We start from the raw sequence: 26,433 nt of genomic DNA, 5'->3' as shown, positions 1-26,433 counted from the left end.
AGTTAAATATATTTACTCAAAATCTCCCCAGGCAATCCATCAATTTCACAAACTTTCTCTGATGTAAAACCAACGTTTATTAAAATTTTTCGAGAGGGGATATTGTTTGGATCGATAATTGCTTTTAGTACGTTTACATCTGTTTGCTTCGCTATATCCATTAATTCTGCTGCAATCCCGCTACCGTATCTTTTTCCCCAGTGCTCCGGCAATATCATATAACCAAGTTCAGCTTCGTTTGTAGCATCCTCATTTGCTGTTACATGTCCAAGACCGATAAATTCATTTGTAATAGAATCATACACTTTGTAGGAGCCGAATAATTTATGTTTTTCATTGCGCGTTAACAGTTTTTTATAGTCGTTTTGCGCTTCGTCTAACGGAATTGCACGCTCTGTAATTTGTGCCATCACTTTTTCATTTGATACGAGCTGAAAGTATTGATTGAAATCTGTTGCTTCAAATTTTTTGAAATGTAGCTTATGCATAGTATTCCTCCAAACTAATCTTCATTTGTTCTTCAGAAAAGATAAAAGATAACTAAATAGTGATTTCTATTTGATTGCCTTCTGGATCGCTTATTACACTTTCGTAATAGCCATCTCCAGTGAAACGTGGTCCATTTAATAAAGAATAGCCTGCTTCTTTTAACGTTTTTGTCAGTTCATTTACACGTTCTTCACTTCCAACAGAGAAAGCCATATGTGCATAGCCAGTTATATTAAGATTAGGCTCGTTCTCTATACCTTTCTTACGCATAATTTCAAGGCGCGCTCCAGATTCGAACGTAATAAAATAAGATTCAAATTGTTTTGCTTCATTATGATATAAAGAGTTTGCTTTGCCGTTGAAATACTTCGTATAAAAAGTACGCATTAATTCTAAATCATTTACCCAAATTGCGATATGTTCGATTTTCATTCGTTTCACCAATCCTATCTTTATGTAAATTTAAAAATATTTACTCTGTAATAATTAGCGAAGGTGAACAACACTAATTAGATGTTCACTTTATTAAATCTGCAACCATATTGCAAGAAATAAGCATGGACGTTAGGGAAAATCAAGTAATAACGAAAAAGTTTTAATAATAATATTTGTTAATTTTTAGGTTGTATCATGCATACAATGTCTAATTAAGTGAATTAAGTACATACCAATTGTAAATAAGGAGGGGCTAATTTGTGGGGCAAATTGAACAAATGCTGATTGTCGGTATTTCCATGTCTTTTATACTGTCTATTATGATATTAGGGTCTTTGTATTATAATCCCCGTCTTTGGTTAAATGATTATCCGAAAGATATTCAAAAAATAGTTTTTCCAAAATCGATAAATGAAAAAAGGCAAACGATTTATTTCGGACTTATATATAATATTATTCTCTTCGGTACACCTTTTGTTTCTACATATATACTACATCACCATGAAAAATTATTGTATATTGAGGCTTATTTACATACTTTTGGCATTTTAATGATTTTCAATTTAGTAGATTTACTTATAATTGATTGGCTTATATTTTGCTGGATTACTCCGCGGTTTGTAGTTATTCCTAGTACAGAAGGGATGCAGGGATATAAAGATTACCAGTTTCATTTAAGAGGGGCTGTAGTGGGTACGCCTTTTTTAGCGATCGTAAGTTTATTTCTAGCAGGAATTGCGACAACTATTTAGTATAAAGAAGAAAGATATGAAACGTTTATTTTAAGGAGAAAATAATGAACCTTTTAATTAGAAAATTAGAAATAAATGATTTAGACTATTTACCTGCAATTGATGATAGTTTTACAGTGAATACCCGGTTAGTTCTTTCTGTTTCAAAAATAAATAACAAAATAGAATATACAGTCGAAAAAGTACCTGGCTATGAAAAAAGTTATTTAGAAGATAAGTATGATGACGATGAAGAGCTAGCGTACAATGAATATATGAATAATCCTAATCAAGTAATTTACATAGCGCTCTTATATAACCAGATCGTAGGAGTTATGATATTGAAAAAGAATTGGAATCGCTATGCATACATAGAAGATATAAAAGTGGATAAAGAATGTCGAGAACTCGGAATTGGTAGAAGGTTAATAGTACAAGCAAAGAAGTGGGCAAAAGACGGTAATATGCCAGGCATTATGCTTGAAACACAAAATAATAATGTGGCAGCATGTAAGTTTTATGAGAAATGTGGATTTGTAATTGGGGGATTAGATTTTCTTGTTTATAAAGGGATAAATGAGCAAAATGATGAAGTTGCGATTTATTGGTATTTAAAATTTGAAGTGTAATTATGTTATAAAGGTTAAAGGATAAGAATTTATTGATTTAAATGAAGCGAGGATTAAATATGACAATGGAATTATATGGCACACATTGCAATCAAATGAAAGGGTATAGAGTAATGGAAGGGAAAGATTCATATAATCATTATTTCGGTGGTCAAGATTGTGAATTACCACTATGTAAGTTATGCGGTGAGAAAATGCATCAAATCTTTAGTTTAGATTTGAAAGATGAGAGGCTTGCTGAACTTAAAAATGATGAAATGAATGTTTTACCATTCGTCTCTTGCTTGAATTGTGCGATGGTGTGGGAGCCGCAATATTTTCAATTAAGTAATGGTGGTAAAACGGTACAAATAATAAAGCAAGACAATACGGAAAAGTGGATTATGGAAGATGAGGATAAGCTACCGGTCAATCTTCCAAAAACTAATGTAAAGCTAACGAATATGAAAAATGAAGATATACCTACTGATGAAGATAGTTACTGGGAAGCTTTTGACTTATTCGGTTCGGAATATGTATGTAGATTGTTAGGAGCGCCCCTATACGATGATGTTCCAGAAGATTTAGGATGTCCAACTTGTTCGAAAGAGATGAAATATGTTGCTACAATTACACAAGATCTTGAGGAACGGGAACTTATTCCAGTAGTTGATTTTCAGTTCGGGGAAATGAATATACATTATTATTTATGTAAAGAGTGTTCCGCTATGAAAACTGAAATTCAAGGAACATAAAAAATAAGACTGACATAATGAGGTAGTCTTATTTTTTATGCGTCACATCATTAAGAATCGCATGAAATATGTCCTTTTGCGTGAAATCATCTGTAAAGACAGTCTCGCTACCGACCGCAATTGTATCGTTCGGATTATACCATTTACTTAATGAATCCTCTCCAAATTCATGTCGTTTTTCTCTCGTATTATGCCGTCTAATCGTTTCTTCAAGCGATAAATTGAAGTAATATGTATACGCGTTGCCGTCAAAATAATGTATTAATTCTTTCAGCATATCTCCATATCTGCGATTGTTTAGTATACCTTCTAAAATAACAAATTCGCATTTTCCTTTTCCGTACTTCGTAATTTCAAATAGTAAATCATGAGATAAGTTACCCATTGTGTCGTGCACTTTTAGCATATCTCTACGCACAACGTCTTGTGAGACTAGAAGTGTTCCCTGACCGAAATGTTCTTGCAGTTCTTTTGCGATTGTTGTTTTGCCACTTGCGGAGTTTCCTCGAAGAATGATTAATGTTGATTTCAAAGTCTCATCTCCAAATTGTTTTAGTTTTTTAGATTTTGTTACATAAGAACATCATTATGGGAAACATTCTTTTAGTTTGTTAAGTAATAGTTTATGATAATCAGTTTGAGTTGAACAGAATAATTTCTTATTTGGGGATTATGCGAGTAGAAGCAATTTTAAAAGTTTAATGTCCACATATAGAAAAGTTATTATAAGAGTAACTAATAAGGAGGTGACCTATGTTATTCCAAAAGGGACAATTATTAGTTAGATATGTAATAGAAGAAGATGCACCTATCATTTCAAAATGGTTAACAGACCCAGAAGTTTTACAATATTACGAAGGAAGAGATAATCCGCAATCTGTAGAAAAGGTACTTGATCATTTTATACATAATCCAAACAGTCTTGAAAAAAGATGTTTAGTAGAGTTCGATGAAATACCTATTGGTTACATACAAATGTACCCGGTGAATTCTGAATGGAAAGCGTTATATGGGTATAAAGAAACGCAACATGTATGGGGGATGGACCAATTCATCGGTGAAGCGACATATTGGGGAAAAGGAATTGGAACAAATCTTGTGCAAGCTGCAATTACATATATTCTAGATGAACTGAAAGTTGAAGCAATAGCGATGGATCCTAGAGTAAATAATGAACGTGCGATAAGTTGTTATGAAAAGTGCGGCTTTAAAAAGGTAAAAATATTAAAGAAACATGAACTTCACGAAGGGAATTTAGAAGATTGTTGGATGGTGGAATATAAACAATTATAATGAATATGCAGGGGGCTTATACAAACAAAGGGAGCTGTGTGAAATGAAAAAAGCATTAATAGTAATTGATGTGCAAGCGGGTATGTATACAGCAGGAATCCCAGTACATAATGGGGAAAAGTTATTAGAAACATTACAAGAGCTTATTGGGGAATGTCGTTCGAATAGTATTCCGGTTATTTATGTCCAACATAATGGGCCAAAAGGTCATCCGTTAGAAAAAGGGACAGATGGTTGGAAAGTACATGCGGCGATTGCTCCGCAAGAGGGTGATAGTATCGTTGAAAAGACGACACCCGATTCATTTAATAAGACGAACTTGAACGAAGTTTTACAAGAAAAAGGCATTGAGCACGTTATTATTTCAGGAATGCAAACTGAGTACTGTGTTGATACAACAACGCGTAGAGCGTTTAGTGAAGGATATAAAGTAACATTAGTAAGTGATGCGCATAGTACGTTTGATACAGATGTATTACGTGCTGAAGATATTGTGAAGCATCATAACGTAGTGTTTGGAGCATTTGCGGATGTTATTGCATTAAAAGATTTAAAAGTAGAAGCTTAATATAAGAAAGGACGTCATTATAGAATGGCGTCCTTTCTTTTACTTTTTCTTATCTTTAGCTAATATGTTTTGTTCTTCAGCAAACTCAGTACCATATGCCAAGCGGCGATTAACACGAATATTATCATTGTTGTGCCTTGTGTGGGCATTAGAAAAACGATGGACGATTACTTCTGATAATGTAAAGACGATGGCAGAAAGGATACTGCCCCATGCAATTTGCATGTAGTTGTCTAATAAAATATTACCGAAAATCCAAACGCTTAAATACGTAAGTAAGAAATCCGTCATAATGGCAGCGGAATTGCCAATTCGATTTAAAATAATTTTATCAACAAACATATAAGAAACGATTGTGACGAAGAGACTAAAAGAAATGATTTGGACGAGCGTTGCTGGGAAAAATAGAGCTAGTCCGATACTAAAAGCGATGATGCATGATATAAATTTGATAAGTATTACAGTAATATCACTCAATATTTACACCTCCCATTTATACATAGTTTTACAATAAATCCAGGAGTTCATACATTGGAACGGTTTAATTTAGATAAAACTTTATCACGTCGAAATTTTATCTAAATATTAAAAAAACAATTAAAAAATGTTATAGTAAAATGAGAGCGTATGACATTTTTAGGTAAGGGGGAATCCGGGATGTGGATTACTTCAGAAGTAGAAATTCCAGATGAGTTAATCGATCACCTTGAACAAGGGAAGTTAGTATTATTCGTTGGAGCAGGAGTTTCTATGAAGGGGAAATCAAACTTACCGAATTTCGATGATTTAGTTGATGAAATTTCGAAAGCTTTATATGTCGAAAGGCGTGAGATGACAGAACCCCACGATTATTATCTCGGTAAAATTGCGAAAACGAAAGATGTGCATCAAGTTGCAAGAGATCTAGTTCATATAGAAAAGTCAAAACCAAATCCGCTTCATTATGCAATTCCGAGGTTGTTTCCTTTAGATACAGAAGTCCGCATTGTAACGACAAACTTTGATCGACATTTTACAACTGTGATGAAAGAAATGAATAGAGAATTAAACGTTTATTACGCACCTGCTCTACCTACAGGTAGAGCGTTTAAAGGGCTGGCTTACATACATGGCAATATAGAACAGGAAAAAGAAGCTTTAATTTTAACAGATGGTGATTTTGGAAGGGCTTACTTAACGGAAGGATGGGCGAGAAGATTTTTAGTTGATTTATTCTCAAATTACACCGTTTTATTCGTTGGATATAGCCATAATGACCCAGTAATGAAATATTTAGCAACTGGTTTACCACCAAGTACAAGGCGTTATGCATTTGTCGCACAAGGGGAAAATACGTACCACTGGGAACATTTAGGGATAAGACCGATTGTGTATCCGAATAAAGCAAATAATCATCAGTCCCTTGTCAAAGCGGTGAAACGTTGGGCGGAATTAATGGGTGATAATTATATTACAAAAAGAATGCGTATTCGTGATATTGTAACCGTACCTCCATCAGTAGAGCAGGAGCAATTATCCTATATAAAACAGTCAATAAAAAAAATTGAAACTGTTCGGTACTTCGTTGAATTTGCCCGTGATTATGAATGGGTCGAATGGCTTGAAGCAGAAGGGAAATTACAAAATTTATTTTTACTTACGCCAAACTATGATGAAGTAGATGAGTTACTTGCAGAATGGTTAGTAGAACAATTTCTTTTTAGCCATCAGAAAGAATTATTTCAATTGATTTTTAAAAATCATTCTAAAATATCTCCATTATTATGGAAAACGATTTGTAGCTACTTAAGCGAAACGAAGATCAAGATGGACCCGTTGTTGTTTGCAAGGTGGACACTTCTTTTATTAGAAACAGCTGAAAAAGATAGTAGATCTATAGAAAAAATCTCTTACTTACTTCAAAAATGTTCTTTTCCTGAGCATAAAGAAATTGCTTTATTGTTACTCACGTTTATTTTGGACGGAAAACTTAAGTTGAAGCGTGAAAGAAAGTGGGGAAATGATACGCAAGAATCAATTGAACTCGAGGAATCGAGTCGTTTACCAGTGTCTACCTTTTCTCATGTGGAGCAAATTTGGAATGAGAAGATGAGACCGCATATCTCTTATTACGCTGTTCCAATTATGATGATGGGATTAGAGAAGATGCGAATATTGTCATTAAGACAAACAGCACTGAAAAAAAGAGATAAGGAAAATGTAGAGAAAGAGTTTCATCAAAATGACCTTGCATTTTTAATTCAAATTGTAAAAGAGTGTCTAACCTATTTATGTGAAAACAATGAGAAAAAAGGGAATTATTATATTACAGAAATGATAGAAGCAAATAGTGTACTTCAAAAGCGAATTGCAATTGATGCGATGAATAAAAATATATTTGTTAGCGTAGATGACAAAATGGAATGGTTGTTACAGGAAGGATTTCTTTTAGATGTCACATATAAACACGAAGTTTTTCAACTTTTAAAAAATCATTACGCACATTCTTTAGAAAAAACAAAGGAAGAAGTCATTCAAACTGTAATGAAGCACCTTGCAGAGGAGAGGGCATTTGATGTTTGTTTAGTCTTAGATGTATTATTCACTTGTGATTCGAATAGTCCAGCTACAGCAAAAGGGTATGAGTTAATGAAGCAAAAACATCCTCACTTCAATTCTGATCGATACAGTGTACAAAAGAAAGAGACTACAGAACAAAGCATTACTTGTAATGTAACTGCTGATGGATTATTACAACTGAAAGACGATGAAATTATGAAGCAAGTTCGTCAATTTTCTCAAGACGGTGTTTTTGAACAACGCCATTTTCTAGAGATGTTATCGAAAGCATGTAAATTGAATACAGAATGGAGTATTTCATTTGCATACCAATTAGTAGGTGTGCATGAAATAAGTAATGAAGTATGGTTCGTTTGTATAAGAGAGTGGCGAAATAACCGGGGACTGACAAATGAGCAAATCCCAAAAATTATTCCGCTATTGCAGAAATTTGTTAGAAATACTGCCTTTCATTGGTTAATTAGTAGTTTTCTATATGAAATTAGTAATCGATTAGAAGAGTTAGAGGAGAATAGTATACGGGTTGTAAAACGATTTGCTTTTTCAGTATTTCCTCAAGTTATGAAAAGCGATACAGATTTTAAGCTTGGAAAACAAGACTTTTACAATGAATCGATTCAGCATCCTGTCGGGAAAATGACAGCTGTATTATTAAAACTGTTATCATATGATCATTTATACGATCGTAATGTGTATGAATATTTATTTTTGTTTGAAGAACAAGTAAGAGTTAGTTCAGAACGGACAAACCTTATGTTTGCTCGATTAATAGCAGATATTACATTTTTATATCATATTGAGAAGCAATGGTGCCGAAAATATATGTTACCGTACTTAGATTTAAAGAAGGAAAATGAAATTACGAAATATGCGTGGGCGGGCTTATGTTACACGCAAATAAATTTACCTTTATTTACAGAGATGAAGCGATTTATTAAGTATGCGGTAGAACATTTGGAAGTATTACATCCGCATACGAGGGAAGCTTTTTTGAAGTGGCTAAGCTTTGTATTTATTAAATGTGTACTGTATTGGGAGCAAAAAACAGATTGGTTATATCCTTTACTCATACAAGAAAATGAAGAAAATAAAATTAAGTTCATGCAGTATTTATGCTATTACGTCAAAACGTTAAGTGTAAAAGAACAACAAAAATTTTGGACAGCTTGGCTCAGTATATTTTTACGAGAACGACCAAAAATGGGTGAGATAAAAACGAGAGAATATGTAATGCTTTTACGCATTATTTTATACATGGATGAAATTTTAGAAAAAGGATTATGTATTATATCTCGTACATTTTCGGGTGTAAATGGAAAATGTACGGGGGAGGAAATGAAACAGTTATTTATCGAAATGCTTGATAAGAAAGAGAGTATGAAAGCGCATAAAGAAATGTTTGCAAACGTGTTTTTTATTTTACTGCAAACATGTCAGGAAGCCGATTTACTTGAAAATGAAATAATACAAATAAAAGAATTGTTAATCCAATATGAAGTAGAGGAATGTGTTTTACATTTACTTGAAAATGAAATAATACGTATCGGAATTGTTATGGAGAATTTACAAGAGGAATCATAGGGCGAAAACGGAATTTTAAAAAATAAATAAAAAGTTGTTGACAGTGTTTTGAAAAGCGTTCTATAATACGAATCATACTTATTCAATTTCAAAAACATTTGAATAAACAAAGTGCAATGAAGAGATCACAGTAGTGGTTAGTCTTACTGTAACAGAGAGCTGGTGGTTGGTGTGAACCAGTACAGGGATAATCATGAATTACAGTCTTGGAGCATCTTTTTCATAGTAAAGATAGTATTGTCTTTATGAAGAAAAAGCGGTCAATTGATCGTTAACAGTGAAGAGAGGTAGACGGAAAGTTAGTCTACAACTAGGGTGGTACCGCGATAAATATCGTCCCTACTGATTTATTCAGTAGGGACTTTTTGTATTTTAGTGGTCCAACTTGAAAATAAAATAGTCATGCGTTGAAAGGAAAAGCAGTAGTTGTTGTTTCCCTGTAACAGAGAGCTGGTGGGTGGTGCGAACCAGTACAAAAACAAGAGCGAATTACAGTCCTGGAGCATCTTTTTCGTAGTAAAGATATGTATCTTTATGAAGGGAAAGACGGTCACATTGATCGTTAACAATGAAGAGAGGTAGACGAAAGAAGTCTACAACTAGGGTGGTACCGCGATAAATATCGTCCCTACTGATTGAATCAGTAGGGCTTTTTTGTACAAAAAAAGTGCCTTATTAACTAGTAGTTAGTGTCTTTATGGTAATTATTAGTTTAAAATAAGAAGAGGTATCGATTCCACTTTAAATTTGTATAATTAACCAGTTCAGAAAATAGAGAATTTTTTATTCTCTTACTATACTTTTAAAACATTAGAGGAGGATTTCCAAATGGCAAATCACGAATTAGATCAATTACGTAAACAGGTAGATGAAATTAACTTACAACTATTACACCTATTAAACAAACGCGGTGAAATCGTTCAAAAAATCGGGGAGCAAAAACAAGTACAAGGTACGAAACGTTTTGATCCAGTACGTGAGCGTGAAGTACTTGATATGATCGCAGAGCATAACGAAGGACCATTCGAAACGTCAACGGTTCAACATATTTTCAAAACGATCTTCAAAGCAAGCTTAGAATTACAAGAAGATGATAACCGTAAAGCGTTACTAGTATCACGTAAAAAGAAAAAAGAAAATACAATCGTTAATGTGAAAGGCGAATTGATTGGAAACGGAACACAAACGTTCATTATGGGACCTTGTGCGGTAGAAAGCTTAGAGCAAGTTCGCCAAGTAGGGCAAGCGATGAAAGATCAAGGGCTTAAATTAATGCGCGGCGGTGCTTTCAAACCGAGAACATCTCCATACGATTTCCAAGGTTTAGGAGAAGAAGGCCTGCAAATTTTACGCCAAGTAGCAGATGAGTTCGACTTAGCGATTATTAGTGAAATTTTAAATCCGAATGATGTGGAAATGGCGTTAGATTACGTTGATGTAATTCAAGTTGGCGCACGTAACATGCAAAACTTCGATTTACTACGAGCTGTAGGTAAAGTTAACAAGCCAGTATTATTAAAACGTGGATTAGCAGCAACAATTGATGAGTTCATTAATGCAGCGGAATACATCATTGCACAAGGAAACGACCAAATTATTCTATGTGAGCGCGGTATTCGTACATACGAAAGAGCGACACGTAACACATTAGATATTTCAGCAGTACCGATTTTAAAGAAAGAAACACATTTACCAGTTATCGTTGACGTAACACATTCAACAGGACGTAGAGATTTATTATTACCAACAGCGAAAGCGGCATTAGCAATTGGAGCGGATGCAGTAATGGCTGAAGTTCATCCAGACCCAGCAGTTGCATTATCAGACTCTGCACAACAAATGGATATTCCAGAATTCCATAGATTCATGGATGAGTTAAAAGGTTTCAAAAATAAATTATCTTAATTCCATATCATATATGCGCTGAAGAGGAAACAGTAGTGCTTATCTCACTGTTAAAGAGAGCTGATGGCCGGTGTGAATCAGTACAAAGGTAAGCATGAATTACAGCCTTGGAGCATCTTTCCCGCCAACTTTTGGAGGGAAAGACGGTCAAACGATCGTTAAAGAAGAAGAGAGGTAGACGAAAGTTGTCTACAACTAGGGTGGTACCGCGATAAACATCGTCCCTACTGAGCGCTCAGTAGGGACTTTTTTGTACAAAAAAATAGTAAAGGGGCAAGAGAAATGAGATACATTACAGCTGGAGAATCACATGGGCCGCAGTTAACAGTTATTTTAGAAGGTGTACCAGCAGGTTTAACATTAACAGCGGAACATATTAATAAAGAATTATTAAGAAGACAAAAAGGGCATGGACGCGGAAGACGCATGCAAATTGAAACAGATACAGTTGAAATTGTAAGTGGTGTTCGTCACGGGATGACACTTGGCTCGCCGATTACGTTAATCGTAAAAAATGATGATTTCAAACATTGGACGAAAGTAATGGGTGCAGACCCGATTTCGGAGCAAGAAAGTAAAGAAATGAAACGTACAATTACAAAACCACGTCCAGGACATGCGGATTTAAACGGAGCAATTAAATATGGCCATCGTGATATAAGAAATGTATTAGAGCGCTCATCTGCAAGAGAAACGACAGTTCGTGTAGCTGCTGGTGCAGTTGCGAAACAAATTTTGAAAGAATTAGGCGTGGAAATTGCAGGACATGTTCTTGAAATTGGTGGAGTACAAGCGAAGCGTATTTCAAACTTACCAATTGAAGAAATTCAAACGATAACTGAAAATTCACCAGTTCGATGTTTAGATAAAGAAGTAGAACAAGAGATGATGAATGCAATTGATAACGCAAAAAGTAGCGGAGATTCTATAGGCGGTATTGTCGAAGTCATTGCAGAAGGTATGCCAATTGGCGTTGGTAGCTACGTTCATTACGATCGTAAATTAGATGCAAAACTTGCTGGTGCTATTATGAGTATTAATGCATTTAAAGGTGCTGAAATTGGTGTTGGTTTCGAAGCGGCAAGACAACCTGGAAGTAAAGTGCATGATGAAATTATGTGGGATGAAGAAAAAGGATACACGAGAAATACGAATAATGCCGGCGGTTTAGAAGGCGGTATGACAACAGGTATGCCAATTGTAGTAAGAGGTGTGATGAAGCCAATTCCTACATTATACAAACCGTTAGCAAGCGTAGATATTGATACGAAAGAATCATTCCAAGCGAGTATTGAAAGATCGGATAGCTGTGCAGTACCTGCAGCAGGGGTTGTAGCTGAAGCTGTTGTTGCGTGGGAACTTGCAGATGCACTAGTCGAACAATTCGGAAAAGATCGCATGGAATTACTAAAGCAAAACATTTCGCAACATAACAAATACGCAAAAGAATTTTAATGAAAAGGTGGATTTAACATGCAAGTAAAAGATCAATTATCATCATTACAACCGTATAAACCAGGTAAATCACCAGAGCAAATGAAAGAAGCATACGGGAATCATTCATTTGTTAAGTTAGCATCAAATGAAAATCCATTTGGCTGTTCACCTCGTGTTTTAGGAGAGTTACAAAAATCGTGGCAGGAACATGCTTTATATCCTGACGGAGGTGCTGAAGTACTCCGTCAAACAATTGCAGAGAAATTACAAGTGCAAATGGAACAAGTGCTTTGTGGTAGTGGGCTCGATGAAGTCATTCAAATTATAAGCCGTGCAGTGCTCTGTAAAGGAGATAATATCGTAACTGCTGGCGCGACATTCCCTCAGTACCGTCATCATGCAATTATTGAAGGCTGTGAAGTGAAAGAAGTTGCTTTAAATAACGGTGTATATGATCTAGACGAAATTTCTTCAGCAGTTGATGAATATACAAAAATCGTATGGATTTGTAATCCGAATAATCCGACAGGCACATATGTTGATGAGCAAAAATTGACTCAATTTATTGAGGGAGTTAGTGAAAAGACGTTAATTGTCATTGACGAAGCATACTATGAATACGTAACCGCGAAAGATTTCCCAGAGACGTTACCACTATTAGAAAAACATAAAAACCTTCTTATTTTAAGAACGTTTTCTAAAGCGTACGGTTTAGCATCATTTCGCGTTGGGTATGCGATTGGACAAGAAGAATTAATCGAGAAATTAAATGTCGTTCGTTTGCCGTTTAACGTGTCTTCATTAGCACAAAAAGCTGCAACGATTGCCTTTAGTGATGAAGCGTTTATTGAAGAAATAGTACGTGTTAACGAAGAGGGATTACAACAGTACGAAAGTTTTTGTACAGAAAATGAAATCCCGTTTTATCCGTCGCAAACGAACTTTATCTTCTTACCAGTAGATGATGCTGGGGAAATTTATGAAGCTTGTGCGCACGCGGGGTTTATTATTCGTCCGTTTCCAAATGGTGTCCGTATTACAATCGGAACTAGGGAACAAAATGAGGGAGTGATTTCAGTGTTAAAACAGCACTTTGAAAATAAAAAAGGTAAGTCTCGGGATGAGGCAAATGTGTAAAAAGGTAGTATTAATCGGTACTGGATTAATAGGAGGCTCTCTTGCATTAGCGATTAAAAAAGAGCACGATGTAACGATTATCGGTTATGACATATTTAAAGAGCAAGTAGAGCGCGCAAAAGAATTACATGTAGTTGATGAAGTAGCAGTAGATTTACAGAGTGCATGTGAAGAGGCACATTTAATTGTTTTTGCCTCTCCAGTTGAAGAAACAAAAAAGTTATTACACAAACTTGCATCATTTCATTTACGAGAAGATGTTATTGTTACCGATGTAGGAAGTACGAAAGGGACAATCATGAATGAAGCGGAAGCTTTATTATCAAAGAAAGTTTCTTTTATCGGTGGACATCCAATGGCAGGTTCTCATAAAACTGGTGTTGAAAGTGCAAAGGCGCACCTTTTCGAAAACGCATTTTACATTTTAACGCCAATGAATCGCGTGCCAACGGATCAAGTAGATGAGCTGAAAGAATGGTTAAAAGGAACCGGATCGCATTTTCTCGTTTTAAATACAAAAGAACATGATTATGTAACAGGAATTGTTAGCCATTTTCCGCATCTAATCGCAGCAGGATTAGTAAAACAAGTTGAGAAACATGCAGGGGATAACCCGCTTATTCACCAACTAGCGGCAGGCGGATTTAAAGATATAACGCGTATCGCATCAAGTAGTCCGAAAATGTGGAGTGATATTGTAAAACAAAACCGTGAGCATTTATTGGAACTATTAGAAGAATGGGTTTCTGAAATGGAAGATTTATACAAGACGGTTTCTAAAGGAGATGCAGGTGAAATACAAAACTATTTTGCTGACGCAAAAGAATACCGTGATTCTTTACCGGTGCGAAAGAGGGGCGCAATTCCTGCTTATCACGACTTATACGTCGATGTTTTAGATAAAGTAGGGGCTTTAGCTCATATTACGAGTATTTTAGCAGAAGAAGAAATTAGCATTACAAACTTGCAAATTTTAGAAGCCCGTGAAGGATTACTTGGGGTGTTACGAATTAGTTTCCAAAGGGAAGAGGATCGCACGCAGGCAAAAATCGCACTAGGAAAAGCAGAATACCAAACGTATGAAACAATTTAATGAGGAGGGTAGCAACGTGAAAGAAAAAACAGTACAAACTGTAAATAACGGATTGAATGGCACAATTACAATCCCTGGCGATAAATCAATTTCGCATCGCGCTGTTATGTTTGGCGCAATCGCGGAAGGAAAAACAACAATTAAAGGATTTCTTCCTGGTGCGGATTGTTTAAGTACTATTTCTTGTTTTAAAGAAATGGGAGTAGAGATAACGCAAAATGGAGACGAAGTTACGGTAATTGGAAAAGGATTAGAAGGTTTACAAGAACCAAAAACTGTATTAGATGTAGGTAATTCTGGTACAACGATACGATTAATGTCAGGAATACTTGCAAACACACCATTCTTTTCTTGCGTGCAAGGTGATGCTTCAATTGCGAAGAGACCGATGCAACGTGTCACAAATCCACTAAAGAAAATGGGCGCAAAAATTGATGGCCGAGAAGAAGGAACGTTTACGCCGCTCACAATACGAGGCGGGAATTTAAAGGCGATTGAATATACTTCACCGGTAGCAAGTGCACAAGTGAAATCAGCTATTTTACTTGCAGGTCTTCGTGCAGAAGGTGTAACAACTGTTACAGAGCCTCATATTTCGCGTGATCATACAGAAAGAATGCTTGAGGCGTTTGGCGTTACAGTAACTCGCGTGGGGGAAACTGTAAAACTAGCTGGTGGACAAAATCTAAAAGGAACAGACGTTCAAGTTCCGGGTGACGTATCATCTGCGGCATTTTTCTTAGTAGCGGGCGCAATTATTCCAAATAGTAAACTACTATTACAAAATGTAGGAATGAATCCGACTCGTACAGGTATTATTGATGTTCTTGAGAAAATGGGGGCTACGTTTACTGTAGAGCCAATTAACGAAGGTGCATCAGAACCTGCTGCAAATATTACAATTGAAACATCGTCACTGAAAGGAATAGAAATCGGCGGGGATATTATTCCGAGACTAATCGATGAAATTCCAATTATCGCTTTAGCAGCAACACAAGCAGACGGAATTACAGTCATTAAAGATGCACACGAGCTAAAAGTGAAAGAAACGAATCGTATCGATACAGTCGTTGCTGAACTAACGAAACTAGGAGCTCGTATTGAAGCGACCGACGACGGAATGATTATTTACGGTAAATGTAAGCTAAAAGGAACTACAGTACATAGTCACGGTGATCACCGCATTGGAATGATGCTTGCGATTGCTGGCTGCATTGCTGAAGGAGAAACAATAATTGAAGATGCAGAAGCAGTAGGTGTATCGTATCCTACATTTTTTGAAGAGCTTCAAACGTTAGCTAAATAAATTGATGAGAAGCAGATGCGTAATGTATCTGCTTTTTTATATAAGACAGGTGTCGATATTTATCGGTAAGTCGATATTCTTTGTCGAAGCGTCGATATAATTTCATTCACCGTACTGAAATATTAAGAATTATGATATAATTCAAACAAAGGATGGAGGAGAAATATATGAACGTTATACAACTAAAAGAAGATAAATTCAGAGAAGCGCTAGCTTTATCAGAATACTCTTTTCAATATAAAGTAAATGAGGAACGATTGCAGCAGCAACTTACTCGAATGAAGGAAAGCCATCAAATATACGGCATCATGGAAGGTGACGAGTTAGCGGCAAAACTCCATCTTATACCGTTTCATATCTGCATAGGAAAAGAAAAGTTTAAAATGGGCGGCGTTGCAGGGGTAGCGACGTACCCAGAGTATAGAAGAAGCGGATATGTAAAAGAGTTGCTTCAGCATTCCCTTCAAACGATGAAAAAAGATGGATATAGTGTATCGATGTTACATCCATTTGCAGTTTCATTTTACCGCAAATACGGCTGGGAACTTTGTGCCAATCGCCATATATGTCATATGACGAAGAGCGATTTAATAATGAAAAAACAAGTGAACGGTACAGTGAAACGTTTTAATAAAGAAAACCATCTAGAAGAAATAGAGAAGATCTATGAAACATTTGCAGAACGTTTTTCTGGTATGTTAGTTCGAGACCGTAAATGGTGGCTACAAGCGGTATATCATGAATTAACATTGGCTGTTTACTATGATGAAAATAAAAATGCGGCGGGTTACATTTTATACAAAATAGAGAACTCTAAAATGACAGTAGAAGAGTTTGTTCCACTGCATAATGAAGCAAGAATTGGTCTTTGGAACTTCATCTGCCAACATGATTCTATGATAAAAGATCTTGAAATGATACTAAGTGAAACAGAGCCACTTCTTTACACATTACAAGAACCACGAGTAAAAGCAGAAGTAACTCCATATTTCATGGGAAGAATTGTAGATGTAGAACAGTTCTTCAAACAATATGAATGGAATGGGAGCAACGAAGAACAAGAAGTGATTTTACATATTACAGATTCATTTGCACCGTGGAATAACGTAACGGTTCAACTTAAAAATAATGAAATAACAATCATTAAAGAAGAAACAGCAAAAGAAAAAGGGATTCAAATGGATATTAACGCGTTATCTACTATTATGTTTGGTTATAAACGTCCGTTAGAATTAAATGAATTAGAGTTAATAAGCGGAAGCGAAGAGGAGATACGTGCATTTGAGAATTTAGTGCCCGTGCGTAAGCCGTGTATTTATGATTTCTTTTGATGTTTAAAGAAATTATTTTGTACCCAATACAATGATGATAAGATATACCTTTAGTTTGTTAAATATGTTATAGTAATTGAAGTATGTATATAAAAGTATCGAAATTGGAGGAAACACATGATTACAGTAAGTAACGTTAGTTTGCGTTTTGCGGATCGCAAATTGTTTGAAGATGTTAACATAAAATTCACGCCAGGTAATTGCTACGGTTTAATCGGAGCAAACGGTGCTGGTAAATCAACATTTCTAAAGATTTTATCTGGTGAAGTTGACCAATCAACAGGTGACATACATATTACGCCAGGTGAGCGTCTAGCAGTATTAAAACAGAATCACTTCGAATATGAAGAGTTCCCTGCACTAGAAACAGTAATGATGGGTCACACACGTCTTTATAAAGTAATGCAAGAGAAAAATGCAATTTACATGAAAGAAGACTTTAGTGATGAAGATGGCATGCGTGCTGCAGAACTTGAAGGTGAGTTCGCTGAGCTAAACGGTTGGGAAGCTGAGTCAGAAGCTGCAATCCTTCTAAAAGGATTAGGCATCGGTGAAGATATTCATGATAAAAAGATGTCTGAATTAACAGGGGCAGAGAAAGTAAAAGTATTACTTGCTCAAGCTTTATTCGGTCAACCTGACATTCTATTACTAGATGAGCCTACCAACCACTTGGACTTAAAAGCGATCCAATGGTTAGAAAACTTCTTAATGAACTTTGAAAATACAGTTATCGTTGTATCCCATGACCGTCACTTCTTAAATAAAGTATGTACGCACATGGCTGATCTTGATTTCGGTAAAATTCAATTATACGTTGGTAACTATGACTTCTGGTATGAATCAAGCCAATTAGCATTAAAACTAACGCAAGATTCTAACAAGAAAAAAGAAGAAAAAGTAAAAGAGTTACAAAACTTTATTGCACGCTTTAGCTCAAATGCATCTAAAGCGAAACAGGCAACTTCTCGTAAAAAATTGTTAGATAAAATTACATTAGATGATATTAGACCATCATCACGTCGTTATCCGTTCGTTGGTTTCACACCAGAACGTGAAGTAGGAAATGACCTATTAACAGTTGAAGGTATTTCGAAAACGATTGATGGCGAAAAAATATTAGATAATGTGTACTTCACTTTAAATAAAGGTGATAAAGTTGCATTTATCGGACGTAACGATATTGCGATGACAACATTATTTAAAATTCTTATGGGTGAAATGGAGCCAGATAGCGGTTCATTCAAATGGGGTGTAACAACATCTCAAGCTCATTTCCCAAGAGATAACTCTGAGTACTTCGAGAACAGTGATTACACTTTAATTGATTGGTTACGTCAGTTCTCTCCACAAGATGAATCAGAAAGTTTCTTACGTGGTTTCTTAGGCCGTATGCTATTCTCTGGTGAAGAAGTAAAGAAAAACGTTTCTGTTTTATCTGGAGGAGAAAAAGTTCGTTGTATGTTATCTAAAATGATGTTAAGCGGTGCAAACGTATTAACACTTGATGATCCGACAAACCATTTAGACCTTGAGTCTATTACAGCATTAAACAACGGTTTAATCACATTTAAAGGAACATTACTATTCACTTCTCATGACCATCAGTTCGTACAAACAATTGCAAACCGTATTATCGAAGTAACGCCAAACGGTGTAGTTGATAAGGTAGCAACGTATGATGAGTTCTTAGAAAGTGAAGAACTTCAAAAACAAGTTGATGTAATGTACAAAGGTCAATAATAAATGATTAAAACCCTCGCTTTCTTTTATGAGAGCGAGGGTTTTGTGTATTTTACTTCAAATAAAAAAATCTTCATTTTTATATGAAGTGGGGAGTATGCAAATGAATAATTATTCAAAAATAACATTAACGATGGTAAGGGATTTTGATGTTGCTCCTGAAGAAATTTTTGAAGCATGGATAAACCCTGAAATGATGAAGAAATGGTTTTTTACATTGGAAGGAACGAATAAAGTAGCGAAAAATACTCCTCGAGTAGGAGGAAGTTGGGAAATTGTTGACCATCGCGATGGGAATGATTATCGAGCTATAGGAGAATATATTGAAATTGACCAACCTAAAAAATTGGTGTTTACTTTCAAAATGCCACAATTTAGCGAATTAGAAGATATAATTACAGTTGAGATAAAAGATCATCAACAAGGATCTGAAATGATATTTTCACAAAACATTATCGTTCCTCATGAAGAAGATTGGACAGAACTTCATATTGAAAAAGCGCTTAAAGAGCATCATGACGGGTCTGAGCATGGTTGGAATTTAATGTTTATGGGGTTAAAGGAATTAGTTGCAATTGGGGAAGTTAGTTACAAAGGATAAGATTGTAGGAAAAGTGTAGTTTGAGCAATTACTGCAAACTACACTTTTTCTTATGTGAAATATGTACCAAAATTGGAGAAAGATTAGTTTGCAAATGAGGAAATAAAGGATTATAGTTTGTGGAGTCATAATTAGTGGATGAGCCTTGGGAGAAAACAGGAAATGTTACAAATGTATTTTGTAAAATAGAAACCAAAGTCAAACTGTTTAAAAAGAAATAGTTGAATAAATAAAAGCTACAAATTATAATTACTAATATTCTTCATATAGTTAAACAAATAAAATCTATTTGAAGAAGAAAAATTGAGAGAGACAGACTTATATAAAATAAGCCTTGGATGATCAAAAGAGGTGGAGAGATGCAACAATTTTTATTAAAGAGTAAACGAGTATTAAGTAATCATTTTGGATTTTTCGTATTTGCCGTTATTTTACTTTGGTTAAAAACATATGCAGCATATGTGACAGAATTTAATTTAGGGATATCGAACACAATCCAAAAGTTCTTACTGTTTTTCAACCCGTTAAGCTCAGCAGTTCTATTTTTAGGGCTCGCACTATTCGCAAAAGGGAAACGAGCTTACATTTGGTTAATTATTATTAATTTGCTAATGTCTATACTTTTATACGCAAACGTAGTATATTATCGCTTTTTCAGCGACTTTATTACGTTCCCGACATTAACACAATCGAATAACTTTGGAGATTTAGGTGGTAGTATTTTTGCATTGCTACACTTATATGATCCACTATATTTCTTAGATACAATCATTTTAATTGTTTTAGTCGCAACGAAATTTGTAAATCCTAAACCAATCCGTGTTGCGAAGCATAAATTATCTCTAGTATTTGTAGCAGGTATTTTATTCTTTAGTATTAACCTAGGTCTTGCAGAATCTGACCGTCCTGAATTGTTAACAAGAACATTTGACCGCAATTATATCGTGAAATATTTAGGGGCGTACAACTTTACGATTTATGATGGTATTCAAAGTGCGAAAGCTTCAACAGAACGAGCATTAGCTGATGGCGATAATATGACAGAAGTTAGAAACTATCTTACATCAACTTATGCAAGTCCAAATCCTGAGTATTTTGGTAAAGGAAAAGGAATGAACGTAATTTATATTCATTTAGAGTCATTCCAAAACTTTTTACTAAACTACAAGCTAAATGGTCAAGAGGTTACACCATTCTTAAACTCATTTACAAAAGATGCGAATACGTTATACTTTGATAACTTCTTCCATCAAACAGGGCAAGGTAAAACATCTGATGCGGAGTTCATGTTAGAGAACTCAATGTTTGGATTACCGCAAGGATCTGTTTTTACAAATAAAGCTCATAACACGTATCAATCAGCACCAGCTATTTTAGGTCAACAAGGATACACATCAGCAGTGTTCCACGGTAACTACAAAACGTTCTGGAACCGTGATGAAATTTATAAATCGTTTGGTTTTAATAAATTCTTTGATGCGTCATACTATGATATGAATGAAAAAGATGTAGTAAACTATGGCTTAAAAGATAAACCGTTCTTTAATGAATCAATTCCGTTATTACAAACGTTGAAACAACCGTTCTATACGAAGTTCATTACGTTATCGAACCATTTCCCTTATCCGATTGATAAAGCGGAAGCAACGATTGAACCAGCTAAAACAGGTGATTCATCAGTAGATACGTACTTCCAAACAGCACGCTATTTAGATGAATCTGTAAAAGGATTCATTGATTACTTGAAACAATCTGGTTTATACGATAACTCAATTATCGTTATGTACGGTGACCATTACGGTATTTCAGATAATCATAGTGCAGCAATGTCTCAAATAATGGGTAAAGAAATGAACTCATTTGAAAATGCTCAATTACAACGTGTACCTTTAATCATTCGCGTACCAGGAATGGAAGGCGGCGTACAACATCAATACGGCGGAGAAATTGACGTTCTTCCAACGTTATTACACTTACTAGGTACAGATACGAAAAATTATGTCCAATTCGGATCAGATTTATTATCACCAGAGCATAAACAAGTCGTTCCGTTCCGTAACGGTAACTACGTAAGCCCAACAGTTACAGCACTTAACGGCAAATATTATGATACAGCGACTGGGAAACCTGTAGAATTTACAGATGAAATAAAACAAAATGAACAAATGGTTCAAAAATCACTAAAATACTCCGACCAAGTTGTTAACGGTGACTTATTACGATTCTACACACCAGAAGGATTTACACCGGTAGATCGTTCTAAATATAACTATAACAATAAAACGAAGGTGAAGATGACTGAAGACGGGGAAACAAAATAAATAATAAAAAATCCTACTCGTATAGAAAACGAGTAGGATTTTTTATTTTAAGATTTACTTTCGGATTTTTGGAGTGCTACTTTTTTAGGCATGAAACATGCAAATATCAGTGCTACAAAGGATAAGACTAACATAAATGCGTAGGCATCACTTGAGCTGAAGATAGAAGATAATTTCGTTACTTGCATAGCTGAAATGCTTCCATTCTCACTAGATAACTGTGAAGTATGTGAAGTGGATTGAATTGTATACACAGTGATAATAACTGCTGTTCCAATAGCACCTGCTAATTGACGAAGGGTATTATTCACTGCGGAGCCATGTGAACCCAATTCTCTTGGTAAAGCGTTTAAACCTGCTGTATTTAAAGGCATCGAAATGAAACTTAGTCCAATGCGTAGAATAATGGTGCGAACCATTAAATACATATAAGTGGTGGATTCGGTCAAATCAATTACACCCCACATCGATATAATGATGCATATTAAACCTGTAATAAAGAGTGGTTTTGCCCCGTATTTATCAAACATTTTACCTGTGATAGGTGATAAGAAGGCATTAATTACAGCGCCAGGTAATAGAAGTAAACCTGATTCAAAAGCAGTGAAACCTCGTCCGTTTTGCAAGTAAATTGGTAAAAGAATTAAATCAGCATACATAATCATCGTAATGAGTACGTTAATGACTGATGTAAGAGTGAAAATTTTATACTTAAATACGGATAAATTTAATAGTGGATCGCTAGACTTTATTTGACGTAAACAGAATAGAGTTGTAACAATTATGCCGATGATAATTGTAGTAATAACAACTGGATGATCCCATCCTTTGCTCCCCGCACTACTAAATCCGAATATAATACAACCAAATCCAATCGTTGATAAAATGACACTTACGATATCTAATGTTGCTTTTGTTGTCTCAGCAACATTCATTAAATATTTTAGCGCGAGAATAATAACGATTAATACAAAGGGAGCTAATCCAATAAATAACCATCTCCATGATACATATTCAATAATAAAGCCAGATAATGTTGGAGCGATGGCTGGCGCAAAGGTTATGGCGAAGCCGATGGTCCCCATAATACTGCCACGCTTTTCACTAGGGTATAAATATAAAATAACTGTCATCATTAGTGGCATAATAATTCCTGCCCCAACTGCTTGAATCATTCTTCCTGTTAACAAAATGCCAAAATTCATGGCGCATGCACAAAGAACAGTCCCGATCAACAAGGAGAACATTGAGCTAATAAATAGCTGCCTTGTAGTAAATCGTTTCATTAAAAATGCAGTAATCGGCACTAGTACACCGTTCACGAGCATAAAGCCTGTTGATAGCCATTGCACTGTAGCAGCCGTAACATCAAATACTTCCATTAAATTACTCATCGCTACATTTAATAGCGTCTGATTTAATGTTGATAAAAAACAGCCGGCAATGAGCACAACTAATATAATTTTTTTATTTCTTTCTGATATTTCCTTTTGCATTGGTAAACTCCTTCATTGTTTTCTTGATTTATCGACATAGTGTCTATAAAATTAATGGTAACAAAATAAATTTTCTTTGACCATGAACAGTTTTGTTGAAAATGTTCACTACTCGACATAGAAGGTATGCACTGTCGAGTAAGTAAAGAGAAAATCTATAAAGGAGTTTCAAAATGTCTACACCTAAAAAAGAAGATTCTCGTACAGTTCGTTCAAGAGAAATGTTTAAAAATGCTGTTATTTCACTCTTATGTGAGAATTCTAGTATTTCAAGCTTAACAGTTCAGAAAGTCGCAACAAAAGCAGGATTAAATCGAACAACATTTTACTTACACTATCAAGATATTCAAGATTTACTAGAACAAATCACGAATGAGATTTTAAATGAGCTGTCTAATAAAATTGTTGATTTAATGCATGCAAAAGATTTATCAGAAAAACAAAAACTAACACAATTACTTGATTATTTATATCTCCACCGAAATTATTTATTTATATTATTTAAAATGAATCAATTTGAGGAGCAATTATTTTTATTTTTAAAGCAATTAATAGAAACGAGAAGAGAGAATACGAAAAAGGATTTGCCAGATGATTATGTTGCGGTTGATATTAAAACAGCTTCATTGGTAGGTATTATCATGTGGTGGATAAGGAATGGACTTCACTTTAGTTCAGATTATATTGCAAATCAAATTTATTTTATGTACAAATGATAATAAATTTAAACAATTCATCCGTATTAAAAAACGATTAGAATAACCTAGTATAATTTTAAGTATCGGGATTAATAAAACTTTATAAAACAAAAGACTCAGAGATAGAAGGGGGCTACTCATGAATTTTCAAAATAAAAAAGTATCATTACATTTAGAGGTTGTAAAATACCAATTTAAAGATGAGAAAGACGAGTGTGATAGAAACTGGTTAATAGTAAAGGCGAAACTGTTAGAAGAAAATAAAGTTTTTAAAACGATGGATCCTTTTTTACAAACTTATGACTTGCAGTACATGATAAAATGGTTTGAATCTTTACCAAACCCTACATATAATGAACTAGATTTCATAGAACCAAATTTGGCGTTTGAATATGTCGGAGAAAATGAAGAGGAGTTTCACATTGTTATTCGCTTATCGCAAGAACTTAATCCTGCATGGTGTAAGGAAGAGGAGTACGAATTTTCTATCAGTATAACTCAAGATGATAGAGAGAATATTATTCGTGCTATTGAAGAGCAGCAAAAGAAATTCCCAAAACGATAATAAAAAGACTTGATAACCTACTAGAGGAAATCAAGTCTTTTTCATTAAATACGATTATCATGCCAGAAGTTTAATGGGAAGTGTTCGTTCTCATGATAGCTTTCTAATTCATATCCTCTTTCTTTCAGTCCTTTAATAATTCCAGGTACTGCTTTAACTGATTGTGGATGAATATCGTGCATAAGAATAACTTCTGTTGGATTTGTAGCACCAGCTAGAACGTTTTCTACGATTTTAGCTGAAGCAGCATCAACTGGCATTTTGTTGTATTTCCAGTCTAATGAATCAATTGTCCAATCCCATACTTTTAAACCATTCTCAACAACTTTGTTGCGAAGAGCTTCATTTAATCCTGGCATTGAGCCGTAAGATGGGCGAGTTAATACTGGTGATTTACCTAGAACTCCAGCGATTAAGCCTTGGTCTTCCTTCATCTCATCAACGTAGTGACCTTCTGTATACAGTTTTTTGTAGTTATGAGTCATACTGTGCATCCCAACATAGTGGCCTTCAGCATCTTCACGTTTTACAAGATCAGGGAAAGCTTTCACGTTTGAACCAATTAGGAAGAATGTTGCTTTTGCATTTTCGCTCTTTAACATATCTAAAAGCTCAGCTGTGTATTTTCCAGGACCATCGTCAAATGTTAAGTAAGCGACTTTTCTAACTTGCCCGTTATAGTGCTTTGGAGCTTCTTTCGGAGCAAGGGATGTTTGAATTTCACTTACAAGTTGAACAGATTTAGCTTCATCCTCTGTACTTGCTAGAGCGATATGTGTTGATCCGTAAGCAGCTTCGTATGTAAATAATACCCCAGCGCAAATCAACAGAGCCCTTTTCACTAAAGTTGTCATCCGAATTCCATTGTGCATAATTTTCCTACTCTCTATAAAAGTTCTACTCTACTATATTAGCAATTTTAGAGGGGGAAATGCAAAAAAACTTTTTTACAAGCGCAAAAAAGTTTGTAAAAAAGTATGCAAGATTTCACTGTTTTGCAGGTTTGAAAAAATGAAACAAGAATTAAATGAATGGAACTGTATGTAAAATGGTTCATTCATGTTTTTTGCTTTAGAAAGGGAGGATAAGTATGGAAAAACTAGCTTGTTTACATGCTCATCATTCAAATATTGAATACATTGACCGAGCATTGCAATCTTTTGGAATCGAAATACTCCATTTTGTAGATCCCATCTTATCACGCATATTAAAAAAAGATTGTGATTTTGAAAAAGAACAAGCACGAAATAATTTAAAAGATATTATAAAGTATATAGCCAAAAGTGATGTAGATACACTTTTATTAACTTGTACAGATTATATTACGCTATTAGATGAAAATTTCGAAATAGACATTCCTATATTGAAAATTGATGAGCCATTCTTTGAAATGATTTGTCAGGTTGAAGAGCCACAGACCATACTTTTTACAAATAACCGCACTGTTTCAGGAACGATGGAACGTTTAAAACAATACGCTCGGCAGAATAATAAATCCATACATGTAAAAGTAGAAGTGATAGAAGGGATATTTGAGTTAATTATGCAAGGTCGTAAAGAAGAGCATGATGCTAAATTAGAAAAGTATTTATATGAAATTATGAAAGATAGAAACGAAATGCTTTCAGTTGCACAATTATCTATGGTAGACGCTGCTACAAGGGTAGAAAGTATAATAGGAAGGAACATAATAAACCCGTTGAATGCGCTAGAGGATGTTTGTTGTTTTAAAATACATCAATAAAAATTTCACATACCGCATTTGAAAAATAAATATAGGA

At 34.9% G+C, this 26,433-nt stretch carries 24 protein-coding genes and 3 other annotated features; of the genes, 18 read left to right on the top strand and 6 right to left on the bottom strand.

What is annotated here, in order from left to right; translation table 11 throughout:
- Nucleotides 1-2: 2 nt before the first annotated feature.
- Nucleotides 3-488 carry a GNAT family N-acetyltransferase gene (locus tag CQZ94_RS08610; RefSeq protein ID WP_105585049.1) on the bottom strand — a complete coding sequence of 162 codons (486 nt, stop codon included), beginning with the start codon at nt 486-488 and terminating at the stop codon, nt 3-5.
- 52 nt (nt 489-540) lie between these two features.
- Nucleotides 541-921 (bottom strand): VOC family protein, encoded by a 381-nt coding sequence (locus tag CQZ94_RS08605; RefSeq protein WP_105585048.1) that lies wholly within the window; start codon nt 919-921, stop codon nt 541-543.
- Nucleotides 922-1,184: 263 nt separating this feature from the next.
- Here CQZ94_RS08605 and CQZ94_RS08600 point away from each other — a divergent pair, with 263 nt between their 5' ends.
- Genes CQZ94_RS08600 through CQZ94_RS08590 form a run of 3 tightly spaced genes read left to right on the top strand, consistent with a single transcriptional unit; the run spans nt 1,185 to nt 3,018 of the window.
- Nucleotides 1,185-1,676 (top strand): nitroreductase, encoded by a 492-nt coding sequence (locus CQZ94_RS08600; RefSeq protein WP_105585047.1) that lies wholly within the window; start codon nt 1,185-1,187, stop codon nt 1,674-1,676.
- 44 nt (nt 1,677-1,720) lie between these two features.
- Nucleotides 1,721-2,284, top strand: coding sequence for a GNAT family N-acetyltransferase (locus tag CQZ94_RS08595; RefSeq protein WP_105585046.1), 564 nt, complete (start codon nt 1,721-1,723; stop codon nt 2,282-2,284).
- 59 nt (nt 2,285-2,343) lie between these two features.
- Nucleotides 2,344-3,018 carry a hypothetical protein gene (locus CQZ94_RS08590; RefSeq protein ID WP_105585045.1) on the top strand — a complete coding sequence of 225 codons (675 nt, stop codon included), beginning with the start codon at nt 2,344-2,346 and terminating at the stop codon, nt 3,016-3,018.
- Nucleotides 3,019-3,046: 28 nt separating this feature from the next.
- Here CQZ94_RS08590 and CQZ94_RS08585 read toward each other — a convergent pair whose 3' ends face one another.
- Entirely contained in the window at nt 3,047-3,550 is a 504-nt protein-coding gene (locus CQZ94_RS08585; RefSeq protein ID WP_105585044.1) for a kinase, read from the bottom strand.
- Nucleotides 3,551-3,771: 221 nt separating this feature from the next.
- Here CQZ94_RS08585 and CQZ94_RS08580 point away from each other — a divergent pair, with 221 nt between their 5' ends.
- Nucleotides 3,772-4,311: a GNAT family N-acetyltransferase gene (locus tag CQZ94_RS08580; protein WP_105585043.1), complete on the top strand. Its 540-nt coding sequence runs from the start codon at nt 3,772-3,774 to the stop codon at nt 4,309-4,311.
- 43 nt (nt 4,312-4,354) lie between these two features.
- On the top strand, nt 4,355-4,879 hold the full coding sequence (locus CQZ94_RS08575; protein WP_105585042.1) for a cysteine hydrolase family protein: 525 nt from the start codon (nt 4,355-4,357) through the stop codon (nt 4,877-4,879).
- Nucleotides 4,880-4,918: 39 nt separating this feature from the next.
- On the opposite strand, the gene CQZ94_RS08570 is transcribed toward CQZ94_RS08575, so the two are convergent.
- Nucleotides 4,919-5,356, bottom strand: coding sequence for a YndM family protein (locus CQZ94_RS08570; protein WP_105585041.1), 438 nt, complete (start codon nt 5,354-5,356; stop codon nt 4,919-4,921).
- A 180-nt stretch (nt 5,357-5,536) separates the two neighbouring features.
- Between CQZ94_RS08570 and CQZ94_RS08565 the strand changes: the two genes are divergently transcribed.
- From CQZ94_RS08565 to ltaS, 10 genes are all read left to right on the top strand, one after another.
- On the top strand, nt 5,537-9,019 hold the full coding sequence (locus tag CQZ94_RS08565) for a DUF4020 domain-containing protein (RefSeq protein WP_105585040.1): 3,483 nt from the start codon (nt 5,537-5,539) through the stop codon (nt 9,017-9,019).
- 107 nt (nt 9,020-9,126) lie between these two features.
- Nucleotides 9,127-9,363: a binding site (T-box leader), on the top strand.
- Nucleotides 9,364-9,417: 54 nt separating this feature from the next.
- Nucleotides 9,418-9,652, top strand: a binding site (T-box leader).
- Between the two features lie 195 nt (nt 9,653-9,847).
- Entirely contained in the window at nt 9,848-10,924 is a 1,077-nt protein-coding gene (locus CQZ94_RS08560) for a bifunctional 3-deoxy-7-phosphoheptulonate synthase/chorismate mutase (RefSeq protein ID WP_105585039.1), read from the top strand.
- 9 nt (nt 10,925-10,933) lie between these two features.
- Nucleotides 10,934-11,153, top strand: a binding site (T-box leader).
- Between the two features lie 53 nt (nt 11,154-11,206).
- On the top strand, nt 11,207-12,379 hold the full coding sequence (aroC, locus tag CQZ94_RS08550; protein WP_105585038.1) for a chorismate synthase: 1,173 nt from the start codon (nt 11,207-11,209) through the stop codon (nt 12,377-12,379).
- Between the two features lie 18 nt (nt 12,380-12,397).
- Nucleotides 12,398-13,498: a histidinol-phosphate transaminase gene (gene hisC / locus CQZ94_RS08545; RefSeq protein ID WP_105585037.1), complete on the top strand. Its 1,101-nt coding sequence runs from the start codon at nt 12,398-12,400 to the stop codon at nt 13,496-13,498.
- Nucleotides 13,491-14,591 carry a prephenate dehydrogenase gene (gene tyrA, locus CQZ94_RS08540; RefSeq protein ID WP_105585036.1) on the top strand — a complete coding sequence of 367 codons (1,101 nt, stop codon included), beginning with the start codon at nt 13,491-13,493 and terminating at the stop codon, nt 14,589-14,591. Before hisC ends, tyrA begins: the two co-directional genes overlap by 8 nt.
- A gap of 16 nt (nt 14,592-14,607) precedes the next feature.
- Nucleotides 14,608-15,897 (top strand): 3-phosphoshikimate 1-carboxyvinyltransferase, encoded by a 1,290-nt coding sequence (aroA, locus tag CQZ94_RS08535; protein ID WP_105585035.1) that lies wholly within the window; start codon nt 14,608-14,610, stop codon nt 15,895-15,897.
- Between the two features lie 167 nt (nt 15,898-16,064).
- A complete protein-coding gene (locus tag CQZ94_RS08530; protein ID WP_142395783.1) occupies nt 16,065-17,228 on the top strand; it encodes a GNAT family N-acetyltransferase in 1,164 nt (387 codons plus the stop codon).
- A 117-nt stretch (nt 17,229-17,345) separates the two neighbouring features.
- Nucleotides 17,346-18,971: an ABC-F family ATP-binding cassette domain-containing protein gene (locus CQZ94_RS08525; protein ID WP_105585033.1), complete on the top strand. Its 1,626-nt coding sequence runs from the start codon at nt 17,346-17,348 to the stop codon at nt 18,969-18,971.
- A 103-nt stretch (nt 18,972-19,074) separates the two neighbouring features.
- Nucleotides 19,075-19,572, top strand: a complete 498-nt coding sequence (locus tag CQZ94_RS08520; RefSeq protein ID WP_105585032.1) for an SRPBCC family protein — start codon at nt 19,075-19,077, stop codon at nt 19,570-19,572.
- A gap of 359 nt (nt 19,573-19,931) precedes the next feature.
- The gene (ltaS, locus tag CQZ94_RS08515) at nt 19,932-21,893 is read left to right on the top strand and encodes a lipoteichoic acid synthase (protein ID WP_105585031.1); all 1,962 of its coding nucleotides are present in this window, start codon (nt 19,932-19,934) and stop codon (nt 21,891-21,893) included.
- 47 nt (nt 21,894-21,940) lie between these two features.
- Here the strand turns inward: ltaS and CQZ94_RS08510 are convergent, their stop codons facing one another.
- Nucleotides 21,941-23,389: a DHA2 family efflux MFS transporter permease subunit gene (locus CQZ94_RS08510; RefSeq protein ID WP_105585030.1), complete on the bottom strand. Its 1,449-nt coding sequence runs from the start codon at nt 23,387-23,389 to the stop codon at nt 21,941-21,943.
- Between the two features lie 173 nt (nt 23,390-23,562).
- Between CQZ94_RS08510 and CQZ94_RS08505 the strand changes: the two genes are divergently transcribed.
- Entirely contained in the window at nt 23,563-24,105 is a 543-nt protein-coding gene (locus CQZ94_RS08505) for a TetR/AcrR family transcriptional regulator (protein ID WP_105585029.1), read from the top strand.
- Between the two features lie 121 nt (nt 24,106-24,226).
- Nucleotides 24,227-24,652 carry a WapI family immunity protein gene (locus tag CQZ94_RS08500; protein ID WP_105585028.1) on the top strand — a complete coding sequence of 142 codons (426 nt, stop codon included), beginning with the start codon at nt 24,227-24,229 and terminating at the stop codon, nt 24,650-24,652.
- A 44-nt stretch (nt 24,653-24,696) separates the two neighbouring features.
- Here CQZ94_RS08500 and CQZ94_RS08495 read toward each other — a convergent pair whose 3' ends face one another.
- Nucleotides 24,697-25,524 carry a peptidoglycan-N-acetylglucosamine deacetylase gene (locus CQZ94_RS08495; protein ID WP_002110445.1) on the bottom strand — a complete coding sequence of 276 codons (828 nt, stop codon included), beginning with the start codon at nt 25,522-25,524 and terminating at the stop codon, nt 24,697-24,699.
- Nucleotides 25,525-25,742: 218 nt separating this feature from the next.
- Here CQZ94_RS08495 and CQZ94_RS08490 point away from each other — a divergent pair, with 218 nt between their 5' ends.
- Entirely contained in the window at nt 25,743-26,396 is a 654-nt protein-coding gene (locus CQZ94_RS08490; protein WP_105585027.1) for a hypothetical protein, read from the top strand.
- Nucleotides 26,397-26,433: the final 37 nt, after the last annotated feature.

Origin of the sequence: Bacillus sp. MYb209, assembly GCF_002975175.1 — a bacterium.
In the GTDB taxonomy this organism is placed as follows: Bacteria; Bacillota; Bacilli; order Bacillales; family Bacillaceae_G; genus Bacillus_A.
The sequence above is the reverse complement of the archived record's forward strand: the minus strand, read 5'-3'. Positions and strand labels throughout refer to the sequence as shown.

Bases quoted from the DNA above. Each gene is read 5' to 3' on its own strand.
- CQZ94_RS08610 (WP_105585049.1), bottom strand. From the start codon at position 488: ATGCATAAGCTACATTTCAAAAAATTTGAAGCAACAGATTTCAATCAA.
- CQZ94_RS08605 (WP_105585048.1), bottom strand. From the start codon at position 921: ATGAAAATCGAACATATCGCAATTTGGGTAAATGATTTAGAATTAATG.
- CQZ94_RS08595 (WP_105585046.1), top strand. From the start codon at position 1,721: ATGAACCTTTTAATTAGAAAATTAGAAATAAATGATTTAGACTATTTA.
- CQZ94_RS08590 (WP_105585045.1), top strand. From the start codon at position 2,344: ATGACAATGGAATTATATGGCACACATTGCAATCAAATGAAAGGGTAT.
- CQZ94_RS08580 (WP_105585043.1), top strand. From the start codon at position 3,772: ATGTTATTCCAAAAGGGACAATTATTAGTTAGATATGTAATAGAAGAA.
- CQZ94_RS08575 (WP_105585042.1), top strand. From the start codon at position 4,355: ATGAAAAAAGCATTAATAGTAATTGATGTGCAAGCGGGTATGTATACA.
- CQZ94_RS08565 (WP_105585040.1), top strand. From the start codon at position 5,537: ATGTGGATTACTTCAGAAGTAGAAATTCCAGATGAGTTAATCGATCAC.
- CQZ94_RS08560 (WP_105585039.1), top strand. From the start codon at position 9,848: ATGGCAAATCACGAATTAGATCAATTACGTAAACAGGTAGATGAAATT.
- aroC (WP_105585038.1), top strand. From the start codon at position 11,207: ATGAGATACATTACAGCTGGAGAATCACATGGGCCGCAGTTAACAGTT.
- hisC (WP_105585037.1), top strand. From the start codon at position 12,398: ATGCAAGTAAAAGATCAATTATCATCATTACAACCGTATAAACCAGGT.
- tyrA (WP_105585036.1), top strand. From the start codon at position 13,491: ATGTGTAAAAAGGTAGTATTAATCGGTACTGGATTAATAGGAGGCTCT.
- CQZ94_RS08530 (WP_142395783.1), top strand. From the start codon at position 16,065: ATGAACGTTATACAACTAAAAGAAGATAAATTCAGAGAAGCGCTAGCT.
- CQZ94_RS08525 (WP_105585033.1), top strand. From the start codon at position 17,346: ATGATTACAGTAAGTAACGTTAGTTTGCGTTTTGCGGATCGCAAATTG.
- CQZ94_RS08520 (WP_105585032.1), top strand. From the start codon at position 19,075: ATGAATAATTATTCAAAAATAACATTAACGATGGTAAGGGATTTTGAT.
- ltaS (WP_105585031.1), top strand. From the start codon at position 19,932: ATGCAACAATTTTTATTAAAGAGTAAACGAGTATTAAGTAATCATTTT.
- CQZ94_RS08510 (WP_105585030.1), bottom strand. From the start codon at position 23,389: ATGCAAAAGGAAATATCAGAAAGAAATAAAAAAATTATATTAGTTGTG.
- CQZ94_RS08505 (WP_105585029.1), top strand. From the start codon at position 23,563: ATGTCTACACCTAAAAAAGAAGATTCTCGTACAGTTCGTTCAAGAGAA.
- CQZ94_RS08500 (WP_105585028.1), top strand. From the start codon at position 24,227: ATGAATTTTCAAAATAAAAAAGTATCATTACATTTAGAGGTTGTAAAA.
- CQZ94_RS08495 (WP_002110445.1), bottom strand. From the start codon at position 25,524: ATGCACAATGGAATTCGGATGACAACTTTAGTGAAAAGGGCTCTGTTG.
- CQZ94_RS08490 (WP_105585027.1), top strand. From the start codon at position 25,743: ATGGAAAAACTAGCTTGTTTACATGCTCATCATTCAAATATTGAATAC.